Raw genomic sequence first — 16,199 nt, 5'->3', positions numbered from 1 at the left:
CCCATATAATAAATTTATCCGTATGCTTTTGATACTATAAACTCAAAACCACTATATTATACTATGGATGCCTGGGAATGGCAACCGGATTCTCCCCCATTTTTTGTTTTTCAACGGCAAAGGAGGTTCTCATGGATTGCACAACTTTTCTACCCTCAGCAGTCAGGCGCTGTTGTCAGCGCCTGCACCAGGCAGGGTTCGAGGGGTACCCGGTGGGCGGATGTGTCCGGGACCTGCTGTTGGGGCGCACACCCCAGGACTGGGACGTGTGTACATCCGCCCTCCCCCACCAGGTTCAGGCCCTGTTCCCCCACACCGTCCCCACCGGGCTGGCCTACGGCACCATTACCGTAGTGGAGGATGGGTTCCCGGTGGAGGTCACCACCTACCGACAGGAGACCGCCTACCACGATGGACGCCGCCCAGATGCAGTGGCGTTCGTCTCCTCTCTGGAACAGGACCTGTCCCGCCGGGACTTTACCATCAACGCCATGGCCCTGACCCTGGATGGCCATATCCTGGACCCCTTTGGCGGCCAGGCCGACCTCCAAGCCCGGCGGGTGCGCTGTGTAGGGGAGCCCAAGCAGCGGTTCACCGAGGATCGGCTGCGTCTGTTCCGGGCCATCCGCTTCGGGGCACAACTGGACTTTCACTTGGAGGAGCAACTGCTCCACGCCCTCCTGGAGCTGGGGGCCCAGCCCCACACGCTTCCCCCGGAACGCATACGCCCAGAAGTGGAGAAAACTCTATGTGCCTCCGCCCCTCGCTGGACCGGACTGCTGTTCTCCTCTGGTCTGCTCTCCACCTTTCTTCCCAAGAGGTTGGACTTGGATACCTCGGTTCTCTCTGCCCTTCCCTCCACCCCCTTGGCCCGGTGGGCGGGACTGGTGACCCTGCTGCGTCAAGAAGGCGCAGATCCTCTACCCTTACTCCGGGGCCTGATTCCAGACCGCACTCTCATCGGTCCCCTGACCCAAGCCCTCCCGTTAGAATTCCCCCTGGATGCCAGAGGGTGGCGGCATCTGCTCTCCCGCCACGGGGAAGCCACTTGCCAGGCTTTGGCGGCCATGTCCCTGCGTCCTCAGCCGCTCCAGGCCTTGGAGGACGTGCTGGCCCAAGCGCCCTGTATCTCCCCCAAGCAGCTGGCTCTGTCCGGAAAGGATTTGATGGCCTTGGGCCTGTCCGGGCCGAACATCGGACGAGCCCAAAAGATGCTGCTGGAGCACGTCCTGAACCACCCAGAGGACAACACCGCCCCTGTGCTCCGCCGACTTCTTTCCCAAACATAGCAAAAGCGGACAGTGCCAAGCACTGTCCGCTTTTCCTTTGGTTTTACAGCATCTGACGGCTACGGGAAATGTTCATGGTACCGTCCTGCATCTCGCCCACCCAGTCCAGGCTGCGCCCGGTACCGTGGGCCACACAGGAGATGGCGTCGTCAGCCACATAGGTCTCGATGCCGGTGTGGGATTCGATGAGCTTGTCAAAGCCCCACACCAGAGAGCCACCGCCGGTCATAACAATGCCGTTGGTGGAGATGTCCGCCACCAGCTCGGGGGGCGTACGCTCCAGCACTCCATGCACTGCCTCCAGAATGCGGGCACAGGGCTCCTCGAAGGCCTCGATCATCTCGCTGGAGGTGACGGTGAACACGCGGGGCAGGCCGGTCATCAGGCAGCGGCCCTTGATCTCCATGCTCACCTCTTCGGGACGGGGGAACACACAGCCAATCTTCATCTTCAGCTCCTCGGCGGTGCGGTCGCCAATGAGCACGTTGTGACGCTTGCGGATATATTTCACCACAGCCTCGCTGAAGGAGTCGCCAGCCACCTTGATGGAGGCAGACTCCACGATGCCGGACAGGGAGATCACCGCAATGTCAGCGGTACCGCCGCCGATGTCTACCACCATGTGGCCGTCAGGCTGGGTGATGTCAATGCCAGCACCGATGGCAGCAGCCAGAGGCTCCTCAATGAGGTACACCCGGCGAGCGCCAGCCTGAATACCGGCATCAATGACGGCGCGCTCCTCCACCTCGGTGATGCCGGAGGGCACGCAGATTACCACACGGGGCTTGAACAGCCGAATGGGTGCCACCTTGCGGATAAACTCCCGCAGCATCCGCTCGGTCATGTCATAGTCGGAAATGACGCCCTCCCGCAGGGGACGGATGGCCACAATGTTGCCGGGGGTACGGCCCAGCATCTTCTGAGCCTCGGTGCCCACCTTCAACAGCTTGCCTGTATTCTTGTCCAGAGCCACCACAGAGGGCTCACGGAGCACAATGCCTTTATCTTTGATATATACCAACACACTGGCAGTACCCAGGTCAATGCCGATATCCTTTGCAAACATACGATCACCTCATACCACATTCATCATCAATGCATACTACCGAATAGTATACTGGAATACAGCCCATTTTGCAATGCTCATTGCTCCACAAACTTCGACAGCATTTGACCCCAGGTTTTATTTGAAATTTTGTCCATAAACACACCAAGCCCCCAGCTGTCCCATATCGCAGCTGGGGGCCTACTTCTGATGTTCAATTTCCAATGGACACTACCTACGCTTTCTTTGGATTTCTGACTATGGATTTCGATGGAAATGACCAACTCGCCGTTTCTTCAAACACTTACACCTTGGTCTCCGCCTTCTCTGCCATTGGCATTCGGGGATTCTCCTGCGTGTTTTTGCTTACTCAAGCCTGTTTGGAACTTTTAGAGTTTCACTTCGCACTGCGCAATCCCAGTCATCGAAGTCTGGATGTGTACGTCTTCTTCCTTCTTATATCTCATATCGCGATATGTTCACTGAAGTAGACGATTCCGGTTAGTACATCGGACTCACCCTTCCTTTCTTCTTGTCTGTATTGTACTATGACTCACCGTTTTTGTCAACATCTTTTATGTAATTTTTCTAAAGAATTTTATAGAATTGCCCGACGGCTATTTATGATAACCGGAGCCTTCCTGGATTTTGAAGGCTCGGTAAATCTGCTCCAGCAACATCACCCGGGCCAGGTGATGGGGGAAGGTCATGGGGGACATGGACAGGCGCAGATGGGCCTTGTCCTTCACGGTCTGGCTCATGCCAAAGGAGCCGCCCACCAGGAAGGTGATGTCGGAGGCTCCCTCCACCATCCAGCGATTCACCTGCTGGGACAACTGGGGGCTGTCCATGGTCTTGCCCTCAATGCACATGGCCACCACCTTGCCGCCACGGGGCAGCTTGGAGAGGATGGCTACGCCCTCCCGCTCCAAAGCGTTTTGGATTTGGGCAGGGGTGGGACGGTCCGGCAACCGCTCTTCGGGCAGCTCGGTGACGGTGAGACGGCAATACCCGTTCAGCCGCTTGGCGTATTCCGCCGCGGCATCCAGGTAAAACTTCTCCTTCATCTTGCCCACGCAGATGATATGTACACTCACCATGGCCTATACCTCCATCCAGTCCGACGCCTCACTGCGGGGCGCCACACACAATGCCACATGCCCCATCCCATCGGGGATGCACGCCTGGGCAGCGTTTCGGGCTGTGGAGGGCAAATTGTTCTCCTTGGACAGGTGGGCCAGCACCACTTGCCGGGTCCCCCGCTCCACCGCCCACCGGGTCAGCTTGGCTCCCACCTGGTTGGACAGGTGGCCTCGCTGCCCGGCAATGCGGTTTTTCAAGTACTGGGGATAGGGGCCCGTGGCCAACATCTCCGGGTCGTAGTTGTACTCCGCCACCAGAGTACTGGCCCCCTGCACCGCCTCCAGCACCGGCTGGGTCAGCACACCCAAGTCGGTGCAGAAGGTAAGCTTCTGCTCTCCCTGGGTCACGGTATAGCCCACAGGACTGGAGCAGTCGTGGCTGACGGGAAAGGTACCCACCACCAAATCCTGCAAGGCAAACCGCTCCCCGGGATCAAAAACCCGAAACCGGGGCTGGAGCTCGGGGTTTTTCCGACAGATCTCCCGGGCCGTCCCCTCGGCTGTATACAGCTCCACGCCCAGCTGACGACACAGCACGGGAATGCCGCTGATGTGGTCGCTGTGCTCATGGGTAATCAGCACCGCTGATACCTCCTCTGGGGCAATGCCCAGCCCCTTAAGGCCGGTGGTGATGCGTCGGGCAGACACCCCCGCATCAATGAGAATGTGGGTGTTTCCGTCGGAGATCACCGAACAGTTGCCCGAGGACCCGCTGGCCACGGTGGCAAATTTCAACACGTTTCTCCCTCCTACGCAAAAAGCGGCAGCCCCTTGTCGGGACTGCCGCAGTCCATGGTTCTCTTGGATTCTCAGCCCGCTGCGTTGGCGCTCTGCACCTCAGGATCGGGCAGATCCACCACTTCAATCTGGGCCCCAATGCCGGTGAGCTTGGCCACAATATCCTCATAGCCCCGCTCCACATGGCGGATGTTACCCACCTCAGAGATACCCTGAGCAGCCAGAGCGCCCACGATCAAAGCGGCTCCGGCGCGCAGGTCGCAGGCCTCTACCGGGGCGGCCATCAGCTGGGGCACGCCCTCAATGATGGCAATCTTGCCGTCCACCTGAATCTTGGCACCCATGCGGCGGAACTCCTCAGTGTAGCGGAACCGGTTGTCCCACACGCCCTCGGTGACCACACTGGTGCCGTCAGCCAGACAGAGCACAGCGGCAATCTGGGGCTGCATATCAGTGGGGAAGCCGGGATAGGGCATGGTCTTGATATTAGCGCGGTGCAGAGGGCCATTGCGGCGGACGATGAGGCTGTCGCCGTCCTCTTCCACCTCAACGCCCATCTCCACCAGCTTGGCGGTGATGCACTCCATGTGCTTGGGGATGATGTTGTTCACCCGCACTTCACCGCCCGCGGCGGCCACAGCGGCCATATAGGTACCAGCCTCGATCTGGTCAGGAATGATGGTGTACTCCCCTCCGTGGAGCTGCTCCACGCCCCGCACCTTGATGACATCGGTGCCGGCGCCGGTGATCTGAGCACCCATGGAGTTGAGAAAGTTGGCCAGATCCACGATATGAGGCTCCTTAGCGGCATTTTCAATCACAGTGAGACCATCGGCCAGAGTGGCGGCCAGCATCACGTTCATGGTGGCGCCCACGGTGACCACGTCCAGATAGATGTGGTTGCCCTTCAGCCGTCCGCCCTCCACCTTGGCGCACATAAAGCCGTTTTTCACTTCCACATCAGCGCCCAGGGCACGCAGGCCCTTCAGGTGCTGGTCAATAGGCCGTCCACCAAAGTCACAACCGCCGGGCAGAGGCACTTCCGCCTGGCCAAAGCGCCCCAAAAGCGCACCAAGCAGATAATAGCTGGCACGAATTTTACGACCGGACTCATAGGCCACGGGATGATTGTGAATGGCGGTGCAATCCACCTCCACGGTGGAGCGGTTCATGGTGCGCACGTTGGCCCCCAGCTCCTGGAGAATGTTGAGCATCAGGGTCACGTCACTGATCTGTGGCAAATTGCCAATGCGGCACACACCGTTGACCAGCAGCGCCGCGGGAATAATACCGACAGCGGCATTCTTGGCTCCGCTGATCTCTACCTTGCCATACAGCGGTCTGCCGCCGTGAATCAAATACTTTTTCAAAAAAGACACCTCATAGCGTCCCCGGCCTGGCCGGGTTGGTAATCGTACCCCAAAACGGGGTTCTCTATATGGAAGATTTCCACCTTTACAGGGGAAATACACTCTTATGATAATGCGCATATATTATAGCATTGCCCCTATTTAAAGGCAACCTCAATTTTATGTATTCTAGATTTTCTACCCTTTGCCCATAGTCTCCCCATTCCAGTGGGTGCTATTCTACCAATGTTTGTGAATTTTTTGTGATACCCCTTGCAAATTTGGCTTATGGGTATTATAGTACAGTTAGCACTCGAGGTTCAAGAGTGCTAAAAACATGCAATTCGAGGTGTACCATATATGGAGAAAAAACAGTTTCAGGCCGAGTCCAAGCGGCTCATGGATCTGATGATCAATTCCATCTATACCCACAAGGAAATCTTCCTTCGTGAGATCATTTCCAACGCCAGCGACGCCATGGACAAGCTGGCCTACCTGGCTCTGACCGACGACAGCATTGCTGTAAAGCCTTCTGACTTTACCATCACCGTTACCCCGGACAAGGAGGCCCGCACCCTCACCGTCACCGACAACGGCATCGGTATGACCCAGGAAGATTTGGAGAACAACCTGGGCACCATCGCCCGCAGCGGCTCTCTCCAGTTCAAGCAGGAGATGGGCAAGGACAACGCGGCTGATATCATCGGTCAGTTCGGCGTGGGCTTCTACTCCGCTTTCATGGTGGCCAAGCAGGTCACCGTCATCACCCGCCGCTATGGCGTGGATCAGGCCTATCGCTGGGAGTCCTCCGGCGTGGACGGCTACACCATCACCCCCTGCGAGATGGAGGGTTGGGGCACCCAGGTGATTATGACCATCAAGGACAACACCGAGGAGGAGAACTACGACGAGTATCTGGACACCAACCGGCTCCAGGCCCTCATCAAAAAGTACTCTGACTACATCCGTCACCCCATCCGCATGATGGTGGAGGATTACCGCATGAAGGAAAAGCCCGCTGATGCCGGCGAGGACTACAAGCCCGAGTGGGAGACTGTGGTGGAGGAGAAGACCATCAACTCCATGGTGCCCCTGTGGCAGCGTCCCCGCTCCAAGGTGGAGCAGGAGGAGTACGACCACTTCTATCAGGAGAAGTTCATGGACTGGCAGGCCCCCCTGGCCACCATCACCACCTCCTCCGAGGGCACTGTCACCTACAAGGCCCTGCTGTTCATCCCCGGCCAGACTCCCTTTGACTTCTACACCCGGGAGTATGAGAAGGGGTTGCAGCTGTACTCCTCCGGCGTGCTCATCATGGACAAGTGTGCCGATCTGCTCCCCGACTGCTTCCGCTTTGTTAAGGGCGTGGTGGACTCCCCCGACTTCTCTCTGAACATCTCCCGTGAGATGCTCCAGCACACCCGTCAGTTGAAGATCATCGCCACCGCCCTGGAAAAGAAGATCAAGAACGAGCTGGCCAAGATGATGAAGGACGATCGGGAGACCTACGAGAAGTTCTGGGCCGCCTTTGGCCGCCAGCTCAAGTACAGCGTGGTGGATCAGTACGGGGCCAAGAAGGATCTGCTGCGGGATCTGCTCCTCTTCCCCACCACCTCTCAGGACAAGCTCACCTCTCTGGCCGAGTATGTGGAGCGGATGAAGGAAGGCCAGGACACCATCTACTACGTCTGCGCCGACTCCGCCGATCAGGCTTCCCGCCTGCCCCAAGTGGAGCGGGTGGCCGACCGTGGTTATGAGATTCTGTGCCTGACCGAAGAGGTGGACGAGTTTGTCATGCAGGCCCTGGCTGAGGTGGATGGCAAGAAGATCAAGTCCGTGTCCGCTCCCGACGCTCTGCCCGAGACCGATGAGGAGAAGGCCCAGCAAGAAAAGCAGGCCGAGGAAAGCAAGTCCGTGCTGGACTTTGTGAAGGAGACCCTGGGCGACAAAATCAAGGAGGCCCGCATCTCCAAGATCCTCAAGTCCGCTCCCGTGTGCATGACCGCCGACGGCCCCATGACCCTGGAGATGGAGAAGTACTTCTCCCGCATGGAGGGGGCTCAGGCTGGCATGATGAAGGCCGAGCGAGTGCTGGAACTCAACCCCAACTCCGACGCTTTTGCCGCCCTGCGCGCCGCTGTGGACAGCGGCGACAAGGACAAGGCCGCCACCTACGTGCAGATTCTGTATCACCAGGCTCTGCTCATCGCCGGTCTGCCCATGGAGGATGCCGCCGCTTACACCCAGCTGGTGTGCTCCCTGATGAAATAAACAACTGATTTCAGAAGCCGCCGTTGCCCAACAGGGTAACGGCGGCTTCTGATTACATTTGTCATCAACCTGTTACTCATTTGTTTTTGTTCTGTAACGACTTACCTGTGACCTCCATGTTACCCTCTAGGTGAAGAGATCCACCTTATGTGAAAGGAGGCCCATCATGAAACATGTTCCATACGGCGCTGCCATGCTATCCATGGCGCTACTGGTTTCTCTCTCGGCCTGCAAAGCCCCTGGTAAAGAACCCACGCCCTCCTCTGAGCCTCCCACGCAGGAGCTCACCTTAACCCGAGAGAATTTCCCCCGGCTGGACGGCTCCGCCGATGCGGTTCCTCTGGCCCAGGCCATGGCCGCTGTGGTGTTGGGGGAATTCCAGCAACAGACCAGCGATCTGACCCAGTTCTCCGGCACCGACCAAGCTCTTCAGCACCTCCAGGCCGGAGCGTGTGACCTAGTTCTCCTCTCCAACCCGCCCCAGAACCTTTTGGATCAACAGGGCCAGGAAGGGTGTGAGACCCTCCTGGAACCGCTGGCCAGTGACGGCCTGGTGTTTGTGGTCCACGCGGACAATCCCGTGGAGTCCCTTACACTCGAGCAACTCCGGGGCATCTACTCCGGGGAAATCACCAACTGGAAAGAGGTGGGGGGTGAGGATGCAGAGATTCTCCCCTTCCAACACACCGATGCCACAGGTAGTCAAGCCCTCATGGAGGGTCTGGTGATGAACGGTCAGACCATGACCGCTCCCCCGGATGGCTACGCCCTGAGCGCTTTTTTGGATCTGAACCAAGCGGTCTCCAACTACAACGGCTCTCCCAACGCCATTGGTTACACCTTCTATCGCCATACCCAGGATCTGACCCAGGCCTCCGGCCTCAAACTGCTGGATGTGGACGGTGTGACCCCCTCGGCTCAGACCATCGGCGATCACACCTATTCCCTGAGCGCCACCTACTACATCGCCATGGACGCCCAACAGTCTCAGGACTCCCCCACCTACGCCCTGTACCACTGGCTGCTGAGTTCCAACGGGCAGCAGTTGCTGGAGGGCTATCCGTCCATCTCCCAGACAGAGGATGCCGTCTCAGACTGCGCCGTCACCGCCCACTGGGATATGCTGGAGCCTGTCCACACCCCCAAGGCAGAACGGTGGTATGAGGATTACACCGACCATCTCATCCCCTCCACGGAATACGGCCCCCTCATTCCCTACATTGGCAGTTCTGTCTCCACCGACTCGGACACCTACTGGATCTATGGTTTGGCCACCCAAGACGGCGTGATGGTCACCGATCCGGTCTTTCACGAGGTCGTCTATCTGGACGATGCTGAGACCCCCATGTACCTGCTGACCACCTATGAGCTGAATGACAACGGCATAGCCTTGGAGCGACTGGGTCTGGCCACCGCAGATGGAAGCTGGTACACCGGACAGATGTATGCCCGCATGTTGTGCAGCAGCCCACTGGGCACTCTCATGGTCACCACCGATGAGAACCTGGTCATGGTAGCGTCCAATGGAACCCAGTCTCCCTTCCGCCTCAGCCAGTCCGTAGACCTGCCCAGCCTCCCCACCAGCTTGGCAGGCTCCTACCTCTATTGGCCCACCGACGACACCATGACCAACTTCATATATGTTGACCTGCGCAGCGGCGCCGTCTCCACCCAGGCCCCTGCCGACTTCCAGGCTCCCTCCTATGTGGAGGGCACAGGCCAGTTCTCCGACGGGTGGTTCCAGCTGGAGGGCACCACCCTCACCATCCACACCACCGCCGACACCACCCACACCTTGGATGTGGGAGAGAATTGCTCTCGCGCCGAGGTGGACGGCGACCGGGTGCTGCTGGTATATGACACCGACCCCATCTCCTTCCGGGTCACCGACTGGGAAGGCAACGACATCTTTACCGGCACGGGGTACGCCCCCTCTTTCCTCGCCCCCTCCCACAGCGACACCCCCGCCCTGTTGTCCTACTACACCACCTTCTTTGGAGACCCCACCCAGAGTTATGTGGTGATGAGCCGGGACGGCAAGTCTCCGTTCACCGCCCAAGGCTTTGTGCATCAGTACGGCAACCGCCTGCTCTACGCCACCCAGAGCCACTACATCCTCAGCAATCTGGCGGGAGACCCTCTCCTGTGCCTGCCCCGACTGGACACCTGAGAAACGCCGCTTTGCCTTGACAACGCCAGCCATTTTGCATATACTGATACGGTATAATGGCTGTGATGGGAAGGAGTACCCACACGCTTCTGGTTCAGAGAGATGCCGGTTTGGTGCAAGGCATGGCAGAGGGCGTGGGGAAGGTGGTCCCGGAGCTGCGGCGTTGAACAAAATCAGTAAATGCCGCCGTGTCCCTACGTCAGTGGGAAAAGAGTGCGGGCGGTTTTAGGCGGCCCGAATTCAGGTGGTACCGCGGACTTTTCAGTTCGCCCTGAGTCTACGACTTGGGGCGAACTTTTTTATGCAAACGAAGTTGCCCCACAAAGACAAGGAGTGTTGTTATGAAGAAAGAACTGCCCAAGGTCTACGAACCTCAAGAGGTGGAAGGCCGCATCTACGAGATGTGGGAGAAAAACGGCTGCTTTGCCGGGCACCGTGACCCGGACAAGAAGCCCTTCACCATCGTCATGCCCCCTCCCAACGTCACCGGTCAGCTGCACATGGGTCACGCCATGGACTGCACCCTTCAGGATATTCTGATCCGGTTTAAGCGGATGCAGGGTTACGCCGCTTTGTGGGTGCCCGGCACCGACCACGCCGGCATCGCCACCCAGATTAAGGTGGAGGAAGAGCTGCGCAAGAAAGAGGGCCTGTCCCGCCACGACCTGGGCCGGGAGAAGTTCCTGGAGCGGGTGTGGGACTGGAAGCACCAGTACGGCAACCGCATCGTGGCTCAGCAGAAGAAGATGGGCGCCTCCTGCGACTGGGACCGCTCCCGCTTCACCATGGACGAAGGCCTGTCCAAGGCCGTGCGCCACGTGTTTGTGTCCCTGTATAAGAAGGGCCTCATTTATAAGGGAAGCCGCATCGTCAACTGGTGCCCCCACTGCGTCACCGCTCTGTCCGATGCCGAGGTGGAGTACCAGGACAAGCCCGGCCACCTGTGGCACCTGCGCTACCCCATCGTGGGAGAGGAAGGCCGCTATGTCATCGTGGCCACCACTCGTCCTGAGACCATGCTGGGCGACACCGGCGTGGCCGTCAACCCCAACGATGAGCGGTACAAGGACCTCATCGGCAAGAAGTGTCTGCTGCCCCTGGTCAACCGGGAGATTCCCATTGTGGCCGACGAGTACGTGGACATGGAGTTCGGCACTGGCTGCGTAAAGATGACCCCTGCCCACGACCCCAACGACTTCGAAGTGGGCCTGCGGTGCAACCTGGAGTCCATCCGTGTGCTGGATGACCACGGCGTGGTCAATGAAAACGGCGGCAAGTATCAGGGTATGGAACGCTATGAGGCCCGCAAGGCCATCGTAGCCGACCTGGACGCGCTGGGCCTGCTGGAGAAGATCGAAGATCACCAGCACAACGTGGGCACCTGCTACCGCTGCGGCACCGACGTGGAGCCCATCATCTCCGCTCAGTGGTTTGTGAAGATGGGCCCCTTGGCCGAGGAGGCTCTGCGGGTGGTGAAAGACGGCGAGACCAAGTTCGTCCCCGAACGCTTCACCAAGACCTACACCAACTGGATGGAGAACGTCCACGACTGGTGTATCTCCCGTCAGCTGTGGTGGGGCCACCAGATTCCCGCCTGGACCTGCTCCGAGTGCGGCCACATCACCGTGTCCGAGACCGACCCCACCGAGTGCGAGCACTGCCACTCCAAGCACATCACCCAGGAAGAGGACGTGCTGGACACCTGGTTCTCCTCCGCCCTGTGGCCCTTCTCCACTCTGGGCTGGCCCGATGAGTACAGCGAGGACTTCAAGTACTTCTATCCCACTGACGTGCTGGTCACCGGCTACGACATCATCTTCTTCTGGGTGGCCCGGATGATCTTCTCCGGCTGCGCCCACACCGGCAAGACTCCCTTCCACACCGTGTTCATCCACGGTCTGGTACGGGACGACAAGGGCCGCAAGATGTCCAAGAGCCTGGGCAATGGCATTGACCCCCTGGAGATGGCGGAGAAGTACGGTGCCGACGCTCTGCGCTTCAACCTCATCACCGGCAACAGCCCCGGCAACGACATGCGCTTCTATGTGGAGAAGTGCGAGGCCATGCGCAACTTTGCCAATAAGATCTGGAACGCCAGCCGCTTCGTGATGATGAACCTGACCATCACCGAAAACAAGCTGCCCGAGACCCTGGAGCCAGAGGACAAGTGGATTCTCTGCCGCCTGGGTGAGGTCATCAACGAGGTCACCGAGAACATGGAGGCCTACGAGCTGGGCGTGGCCTCCGCCAAGGTCTACGACTTCATCTGGAGCGACTACTGCGACTGGTATATCGAGCTGACCAAGGCCCGCCTCCAGGGCGAGGATGAGGCCGCCAAGGTACAGGCCCAGCAGGTGCTGGTGTATGTCCTCACCGAGACTCTCAAGCTCCTCCACCCCTTCATGCCCTTCATCACCGAAGAGATCTGGCAGGCTCTGCCCCACGAGGGCGACTTCCTCATGCTCCAGTCCTGGCCCAAGGCTGACCCCGCCTGGAGCGATGTGGCGGCCAAGGAGTCCATGGAGGCTGTCATGGATGTCATCCGCGCCATCCGCGCCCGCCGCTCTGAAATGAACGTGCCCCCCTCCAAGAAGGCCGCTCTGACCATCGTCACCAACGAGGCAGATATCTTCGCCGCTGGAGAGGCCCACCTGAAGCGTCTGGCCTGGTGCTCTTCCGTCACCGTCCAGCAGGAGGACCTCACTGACACCGCCGGCATGGTGTGCGACATCACCCACATGGCCAAGCTGTATATGCCTTTGGCCGAGCTGGTGGACCTGGCCAAGGAGAAAGCCCGCCTGGAGAAGGATTTGGGCAAGAAGCAGGGCGAGCTCAAGGGCCTGGAAGGCAAGCTGTCCAACCCCGGCTTCTTGAGCAAGGCCCCCGAGCATGTGGTCGCCGCCGAGAAAGACCGTGCCGAGAAGCTCAAAGTTCTCATCGAGAAGATCCAAGAGCAGCTCAGCGCCATGAACTAAACTTCATTTCCCCCATCCGTGGGTGTGCATCCGCACACCCACGGATTTTTTTGCTTTTTGGCAGGCTTCAACAGGATTCCTCCCAAACCATGGGTATAATAAATGCAATCACAGTTCAGGAGGACAAGCCATGCCCATTACCATTGACAAGCAAAACGGGGCTACGGTCATCTCCATCCGTGGAGAAGTGGACCACCACAGCGCCCGCACCATCATGGAAAACATCGACCAAACCATTTCATCCACCCTGCCCATGCGTCTGGTGCTGGACTTGTCCAGTGTCACCTTCATGGACAGTTCCGGCATCGCCGTGCTGCTGCGCGCTCTGCGCCAGATGGAGCAGCTTGGCGGCTCTCTGCGGGTGGTGGGCATTCCGCCCCAGCCCCGCCGGGTCCTGGAAGCGGCCGGCATTGGTCGCATCATCACTTTGGAATAAGGAGGGCTACATAGTGAAAGCCTTGGATCAAACCACCGTCGTCTTTACCTCCCGCTCCGCCAACGAGGGTTTTGCTCGTGCGGTGGCGGCCTGCTTTGCCACCCGTCTGGACCCTACCCTGGACGAGGTGGCGGATATCAAAACCGCCGTGTCTGAGGCGGTGACCAACGCCATTGTCCACGCCTATCCCGACACCCTGGGCAAGATCACCATGCGCCTGCGCCTGCTGGAGGACCACCAGATGGAAATTCAGATCAAGGACACCGGCGTGGGCATTGCGGACGTGGAACAGGCCCGCACCCCGCTGTTCACCACGGGAAATGAGGAGCGTTCCGGCATGGGCTTTACCATAATGGAGAGCTTCATGGATACCGTGAAGGTGCGCTCTGCCCTGGGCAAGGGCACCACGGTAACCATGCGCCGCCGCATTGCCCTGCGGGCGGGTGGAGGACAATGAACACCCTGGATACCCTGTCTCTGCTGGACGCCGCCCGAGAGGGGGACAATGACGCCTGCGAGCAACTGTTGCTGGACAACAGCGGCCTCATCTGGTCGGTGGCCCGGCGGTACTATGGCCGAGGGGTGGACCCGGAGGACCTGTATCAGCTGGGCTGCCTGGGTTTCCTCAAGGCGGTGCGGGGCTTCGACACCAGCTATGGCACCCAGTTTTCCACCTACGCCGTGCCCAAAATCGCCGGGGAAATCCGCCGGTTTCTCCGGGACGACGGCTCGGTGAAGGTCAGCCGTGGCATCAAGGAGCGGGCCACCGCCCTGCGCCAAGCCCGCCAAGACCTGTATCATCGTCTGGGCCGGGAGCCCACGGTGGGGGAGCTGGCCCAGGCCACGGGGCTGGAGCCGGAAGACATTGCCGCAGCGGAAACCGCCACTCTGTCGGTGGCCTCCCTGCAAAGTCAGGCGGGCGAGGACGGGTTCACCCTGGAGTCCATTCTGGGCTGTGACGGCATGGAGGAGGAAGTGGTGGAACGTCTGGCCCTGCGCCAAGCCATTGATGCCTTGCCCGACCGAGAACGGCAGGTGATTTTCCTGCGCTTTTATAAGAACTTCACCCAGGATCGCACCGCCCGCGTCTTAGGGGTGAGCCAGGTGCAGATCTCCCGCATCGAGCGAAAAGCCATCGGCCACCTCCGGGAATGGCTCACCCAAGAGTCCTTGCCAACCACCGTGGGATAAGCTATAATCGGGGTAATGATACCCGTTTACTCCAAGGAAAGGTGGAGCTTTCCCATGCAAAATACCCTCTATGTGGTGGTGCCCTGCTACAACGAGCAGGAGGTGCTGCCGGAAACCGCCCGACGGCTCCGGGACAAGCTTCTGGATCTTATGAGCCAGGGCCGCATCAGCCGGAAAAGCCGGGTTCTCTTTGTCAACGACGGCTCCAAGGACGACACCTGGACCATCATCCAGCGGCTGCACATCGGAAATCACCTCTTTTCCGGGCTCAACCTCAGTCGTAACCGGGGCCACCAAAACGCCCTGTTGGCGGGACTGATGTACGCCAAGGACCATGCCCACATGGTCATCTCCATGGATGCCGATTTGCAAGATGACATTGACGCTGTGGACGAGATGGTGGAAAAATACCTGGAAGGGGTGGACATCGTCTACGGTGTGCGCTCCAGCCGGAAGCAGGACAGCTTCTTCAAGCGCACCACCGCCGAGGGCTTTTACCGCCTGATGAACGCCCTGGGGGCGGAGACGATGTTCAACCACGCCGACTACCGCCTCATGTCCCGAAGGGCCCTGGAGGGGCTGTCCCAGTTCCACGAGTCCAACCTGTTCCTGCGAGGCATTGTCCCTATGATCGGCTATCGCACCGACGTGGTCACCTATGAGCGAGGGGAGCGGTTTGCCGGGGAGAGTAAGTACCCCTTGAAAAAAATGCTGGCCTTTGCCCTGGAGGGCATCACCTCCCTGTCGGTGAAGCCTCTGCGGCTCATCACCGGGCTGGGCTTCTTCATCTTCCTGGTCTCTCTGTTTATGATTCTCTACAACATCATCCGCTGGTTTACCGGCAACACCGTCACCGGCTGGGCCAGCCTGTCCTGCTCGGTGTGGATGATGGGGGGGCTGATTTTACTCTCCTTGGGAGTGATTGGCGAATATGTGGGAAAACTGTATCTGGAGGCCAAGGGCCGTCCCCGCTTCTTGGTTCAGGATGTAGTGGACGACCAAACTTGACCCCGCTCCACAAAGGGCCTTGCTTTTTTTCCCCATTCAGCATAAAATATTCTCAAAGGAACCTCAAAACCATCCCCTTGTAAGGAGGCCGTGTGATGAACATTAACATTGATTTTGACGATTTGAAGGAACGCGCCCTGGATCTGGCACAATCCGGCGTGGCCAAAGCCCTGGAACTCACCGACACTGGGGTGGCCAAGGCCAAGGAGCTGGCGGAAATCAGCAAGCTCAAAGTGCTCAACCTGCGGGAGCAGGACGCCATTCGTCGGGCTTATATGGACCTGGGCCGGCTGTACTACGCCGAACGCGGCTCCGCCCCCGAGGCCGCTTACTCCGATCTGTGCGACAAGATCACCCGCTCCAAGGCTCAGATTCAGGTCAACGAGCAGCGCATTGCCGACCTGAAGACCTCCGGCAACCTCACCGACGAGGAAGTGGAGCAGGCCTGCCCCACCGACTTTGAGGATGCCGACTGGGAGTTCGTGGACCAAACCCTGGCCCATGAAGCCAGTGTCGCCCAGGAAGAGCCCGTCCAGGAAGAGGCGACTGCGGAAGTGTCTGAGGAAAAGACCGACGCAGAGTAAT

13 protein-coding genes and 1 other annotated feature are annotated in these 16,199 nt (G+C 59.1%); of the genes, 9 read left to right on the top strand and 4 right to left on the bottom strand.

The features are described from left to right. Window positions 1-131 precede the first annotated feature (131 nt). Entirely contained in the window at window positions 132-1,289 is a 1,158-nt protein-coding gene (locus B5G37_RS09500; RefSeq protein ID WP_158099387.1) for a tRNA nucleotidyltransferase, read from the top strand. Window positions 1,290-1,332: 43 nt separating this feature from the next. On the opposite strand, the gene mreB is transcribed toward B5G37_RS09500, so the two are convergent. The 4 genes from mreB to B5G37_RS09475 form a co-directional block, all read right to left on the bottom strand. Further along, a complete protein-coding gene (mreB, locus tag B5G37_RS09495; RefSeq protein ID WP_087256837.1) occupies window positions 1,333-2,355 on the bottom strand; it encodes a rod shape-determining protein MreB in 1,023 nt (340 codons plus the stop codon). A 596-nt stretch (window positions 2,356-2,951) separates the two neighbouring features. Next, window positions 2,952-3,434 carry a 23S rRNA (pseudouridine(1915)-N(3))-methyltransferase RlmH gene (gene rlmH, locus B5G37_RS09485; RefSeq protein ID WP_087256830.1) on the bottom strand — a complete coding sequence of 161 codons (483 nt, stop codon included), beginning with the start codon at window positions 3,432-3,434 and terminating at the stop codon, window positions 2,952-2,954. 3 nt (window positions 3,435-3,437) lie between these two features. Further along, complete coding sequence (locus B5G37_RS09480; protein ID WP_087256826.1) at window positions 3,438-4,214, bottom strand: MBL fold metallo-hydrolase; 777 nt, start codon at window positions 4,212-4,214, stop codon at window positions 3,438-3,440. Window positions 4,215-4,285: 71 nt separating this feature from the next. Further along, the gene (locus tag B5G37_RS09475; protein WP_087256823.1) at window positions 4,286-5,584 is read right to left on the bottom strand and encodes a UDP-N-acetylglucosamine 1-carboxyvinyltransferase; all 1,299 of its coding nucleotides are present in this window, start codon (window positions 5,582-5,584) and stop codon (window positions 4,286-4,288) included. A gap of 339 nt (window positions 5,585-5,923) precedes the next feature. Here B5G37_RS09475 and htpG point away from each other — a divergent pair, with 339 nt between their 5' ends. From htpG to B5G37_RS09435, 8 genes are all read left to right on the top strand, one after another. Continuing rightward, complete coding sequence (gene htpG / locus B5G37_RS09470) at window positions 5,924-7,834, top strand: molecular chaperone HtpG (RefSeq protein ID WP_087256821.1); 1,911 nt, start codon at window positions 5,924-5,926, stop codon at window positions 7,832-7,834. A 166-nt stretch (window positions 7,835-8,000) separates the two neighbouring features. Then, window positions 8,001-10,004 carry a substrate-binding domain-containing protein gene (locus B5G37_RS09465; protein WP_087256819.1) on the top strand — a complete coding sequence of 668 codons (2,004 nt, stop codon included), beginning with the start codon at window positions 8,001-8,003 and terminating at the stop codon, window positions 10,002-10,004. Between the two features lie 53 nt (window positions 10,005-10,057). Further along, window positions 10,058-10,281: a binding site (T-box leader), on the top strand. A 64-nt stretch (window positions 10,282-10,345) separates the two neighbouring features. After that, complete coding sequence (locus B5G37_RS09460; protein ID WP_087256817.1) at window positions 10,346-12,979, top strand: valine--tRNA ligase; 2,634 nt, start codon at window positions 10,346-10,348, stop codon at window positions 12,977-12,979. A 130-nt stretch (window positions 12,980-13,109) separates the two neighbouring features. After that, entirely contained in the window at window positions 13,110-13,415 is a 306-nt protein-coding gene (locus B5G37_RS09455) for an STAS domain-containing protein (RefSeq protein ID WP_087256814.1), read from the top strand. A gap of 13 nt (window positions 13,416-13,428) precedes the next feature. Then, window positions 13,429-13,872 (top strand): anti-sigma F factor, encoded by a 444-nt coding sequence (spoIIAB, locus tag B5G37_RS09450; protein WP_087256811.1) that lies wholly within the window; start codon window positions 13,429-13,431, stop codon window positions 13,870-13,872. Continuing rightward, window positions 13,869-14,606 (top strand): sigma-70 family RNA polymerase sigma factor, encoded by a 738-nt coding sequence (locus tag B5G37_RS09445; protein ID WP_087256809.1) that lies wholly within the window; start codon window positions 13,869-13,871, stop codon window positions 14,604-14,606. The genes spoIIAB and B5G37_RS09445 overlap by 4 nt, the downstream gene beginning before the upstream one ends. A gap of 54 nt (window positions 14,607-14,660) precedes the next feature. After that, window positions 14,661-15,614 (top strand): glycosyltransferase family 2 protein, encoded by a 954-nt coding sequence (locus B5G37_RS09440; RefSeq protein WP_087256807.1) that lies wholly within the window; start codon window positions 14,661-14,663, stop codon window positions 15,612-15,614. Window positions 15,615-15,709: 95 nt separating this feature from the next. Then, window positions 15,710-16,198, top strand: coding sequence for a hypothetical protein (locus B5G37_RS09435; RefSeq protein WP_087256805.1), 489 nt, complete (start codon window positions 15,710-15,712; stop codon window positions 16,196-16,198). Window position 16,199 lies beyond the last annotated feature (1 nt).

The organism is Pseudoflavonifractor sp. An85 (assembly GCF_002161235.1).
Taxonomy (GTDB): domain Bacteria; phylum Bacillota; class Clostridia; order Oscillospirales; family Oscillospiraceae; genus Enterenecus.
The sequence above is the reverse complement of the archived record's forward strand: the minus strand, read 5'-3'. Positions and strand labels throughout refer to the sequence as shown.

What these genes read in the sequence shown, in the direction of transcription:
- B5G37_RS09500 (WP_158099387.1), top strand. Translation starts at nt 132, where the DNA reads ATGGATTGCACAACTTTTCTACCCTCAGCAGTCAGGCGCTGTTGTCAG.
- mreB (WP_087256837.1), bottom strand. Translation starts at nt 2,355, where the DNA reads ATGTTTGCAAAGGATATCGGCATTGACCTGGGTACTGCCAGTGTGTTG.
- rlmH (WP_087256830.1), bottom strand. Translation starts at nt 3,434, where the DNA reads ATGGTGAGTGTACATATCATCTGCGTGGGCAAGATGAAGGAGAAGTTT.
- htpG (WP_087256821.1), top strand. Translation starts at nt 5,924, where the DNA reads ATGGAGAAAAAACAGTTTCAGGCCGAGTCCAAGCGGCTCATGGATCTG.
- B5G37_RS09465 (WP_087256819.1), top strand. Translation starts at nt 8,001, where the DNA reads ATGAAACATGTTCCATACGGCGCTGCCATGCTATCCATGGCGCTACTG.
- B5G37_RS09460 (WP_087256817.1), top strand. Translation starts at nt 10,346, where the DNA reads ATGAAGAAAGAACTGCCCAAGGTCTACGAACCTCAAGAGGTGGAAGGC.
- B5G37_RS09455 (WP_087256814.1), top strand. Translation starts at nt 13,110, where the DNA reads ATGCCCATTACCATTGACAAGCAAAACGGGGCTACGGTCATCTCCATC.
- B5G37_RS09445 (WP_087256809.1), top strand. Translation starts at nt 13,869, where the DNA reads ATGAACACCCTGGATACCCTGTCTCTGCTGGACGCCGCCCGAGAGGGG.
- B5G37_RS09440 (WP_087256807.1), top strand. Translation starts at nt 14,661, where the DNA reads ATGCAAAATACCCTCTATGTGGTGGTGCCCTGCTACAACGAGCAGGAG.
- B5G37_RS09435 (WP_087256805.1), top strand. Translation starts at nt 15,710, where the DNA reads ATGAACATTAACATTGATTTTGACGATTTGAAGGAACGCGCCCTGGAT.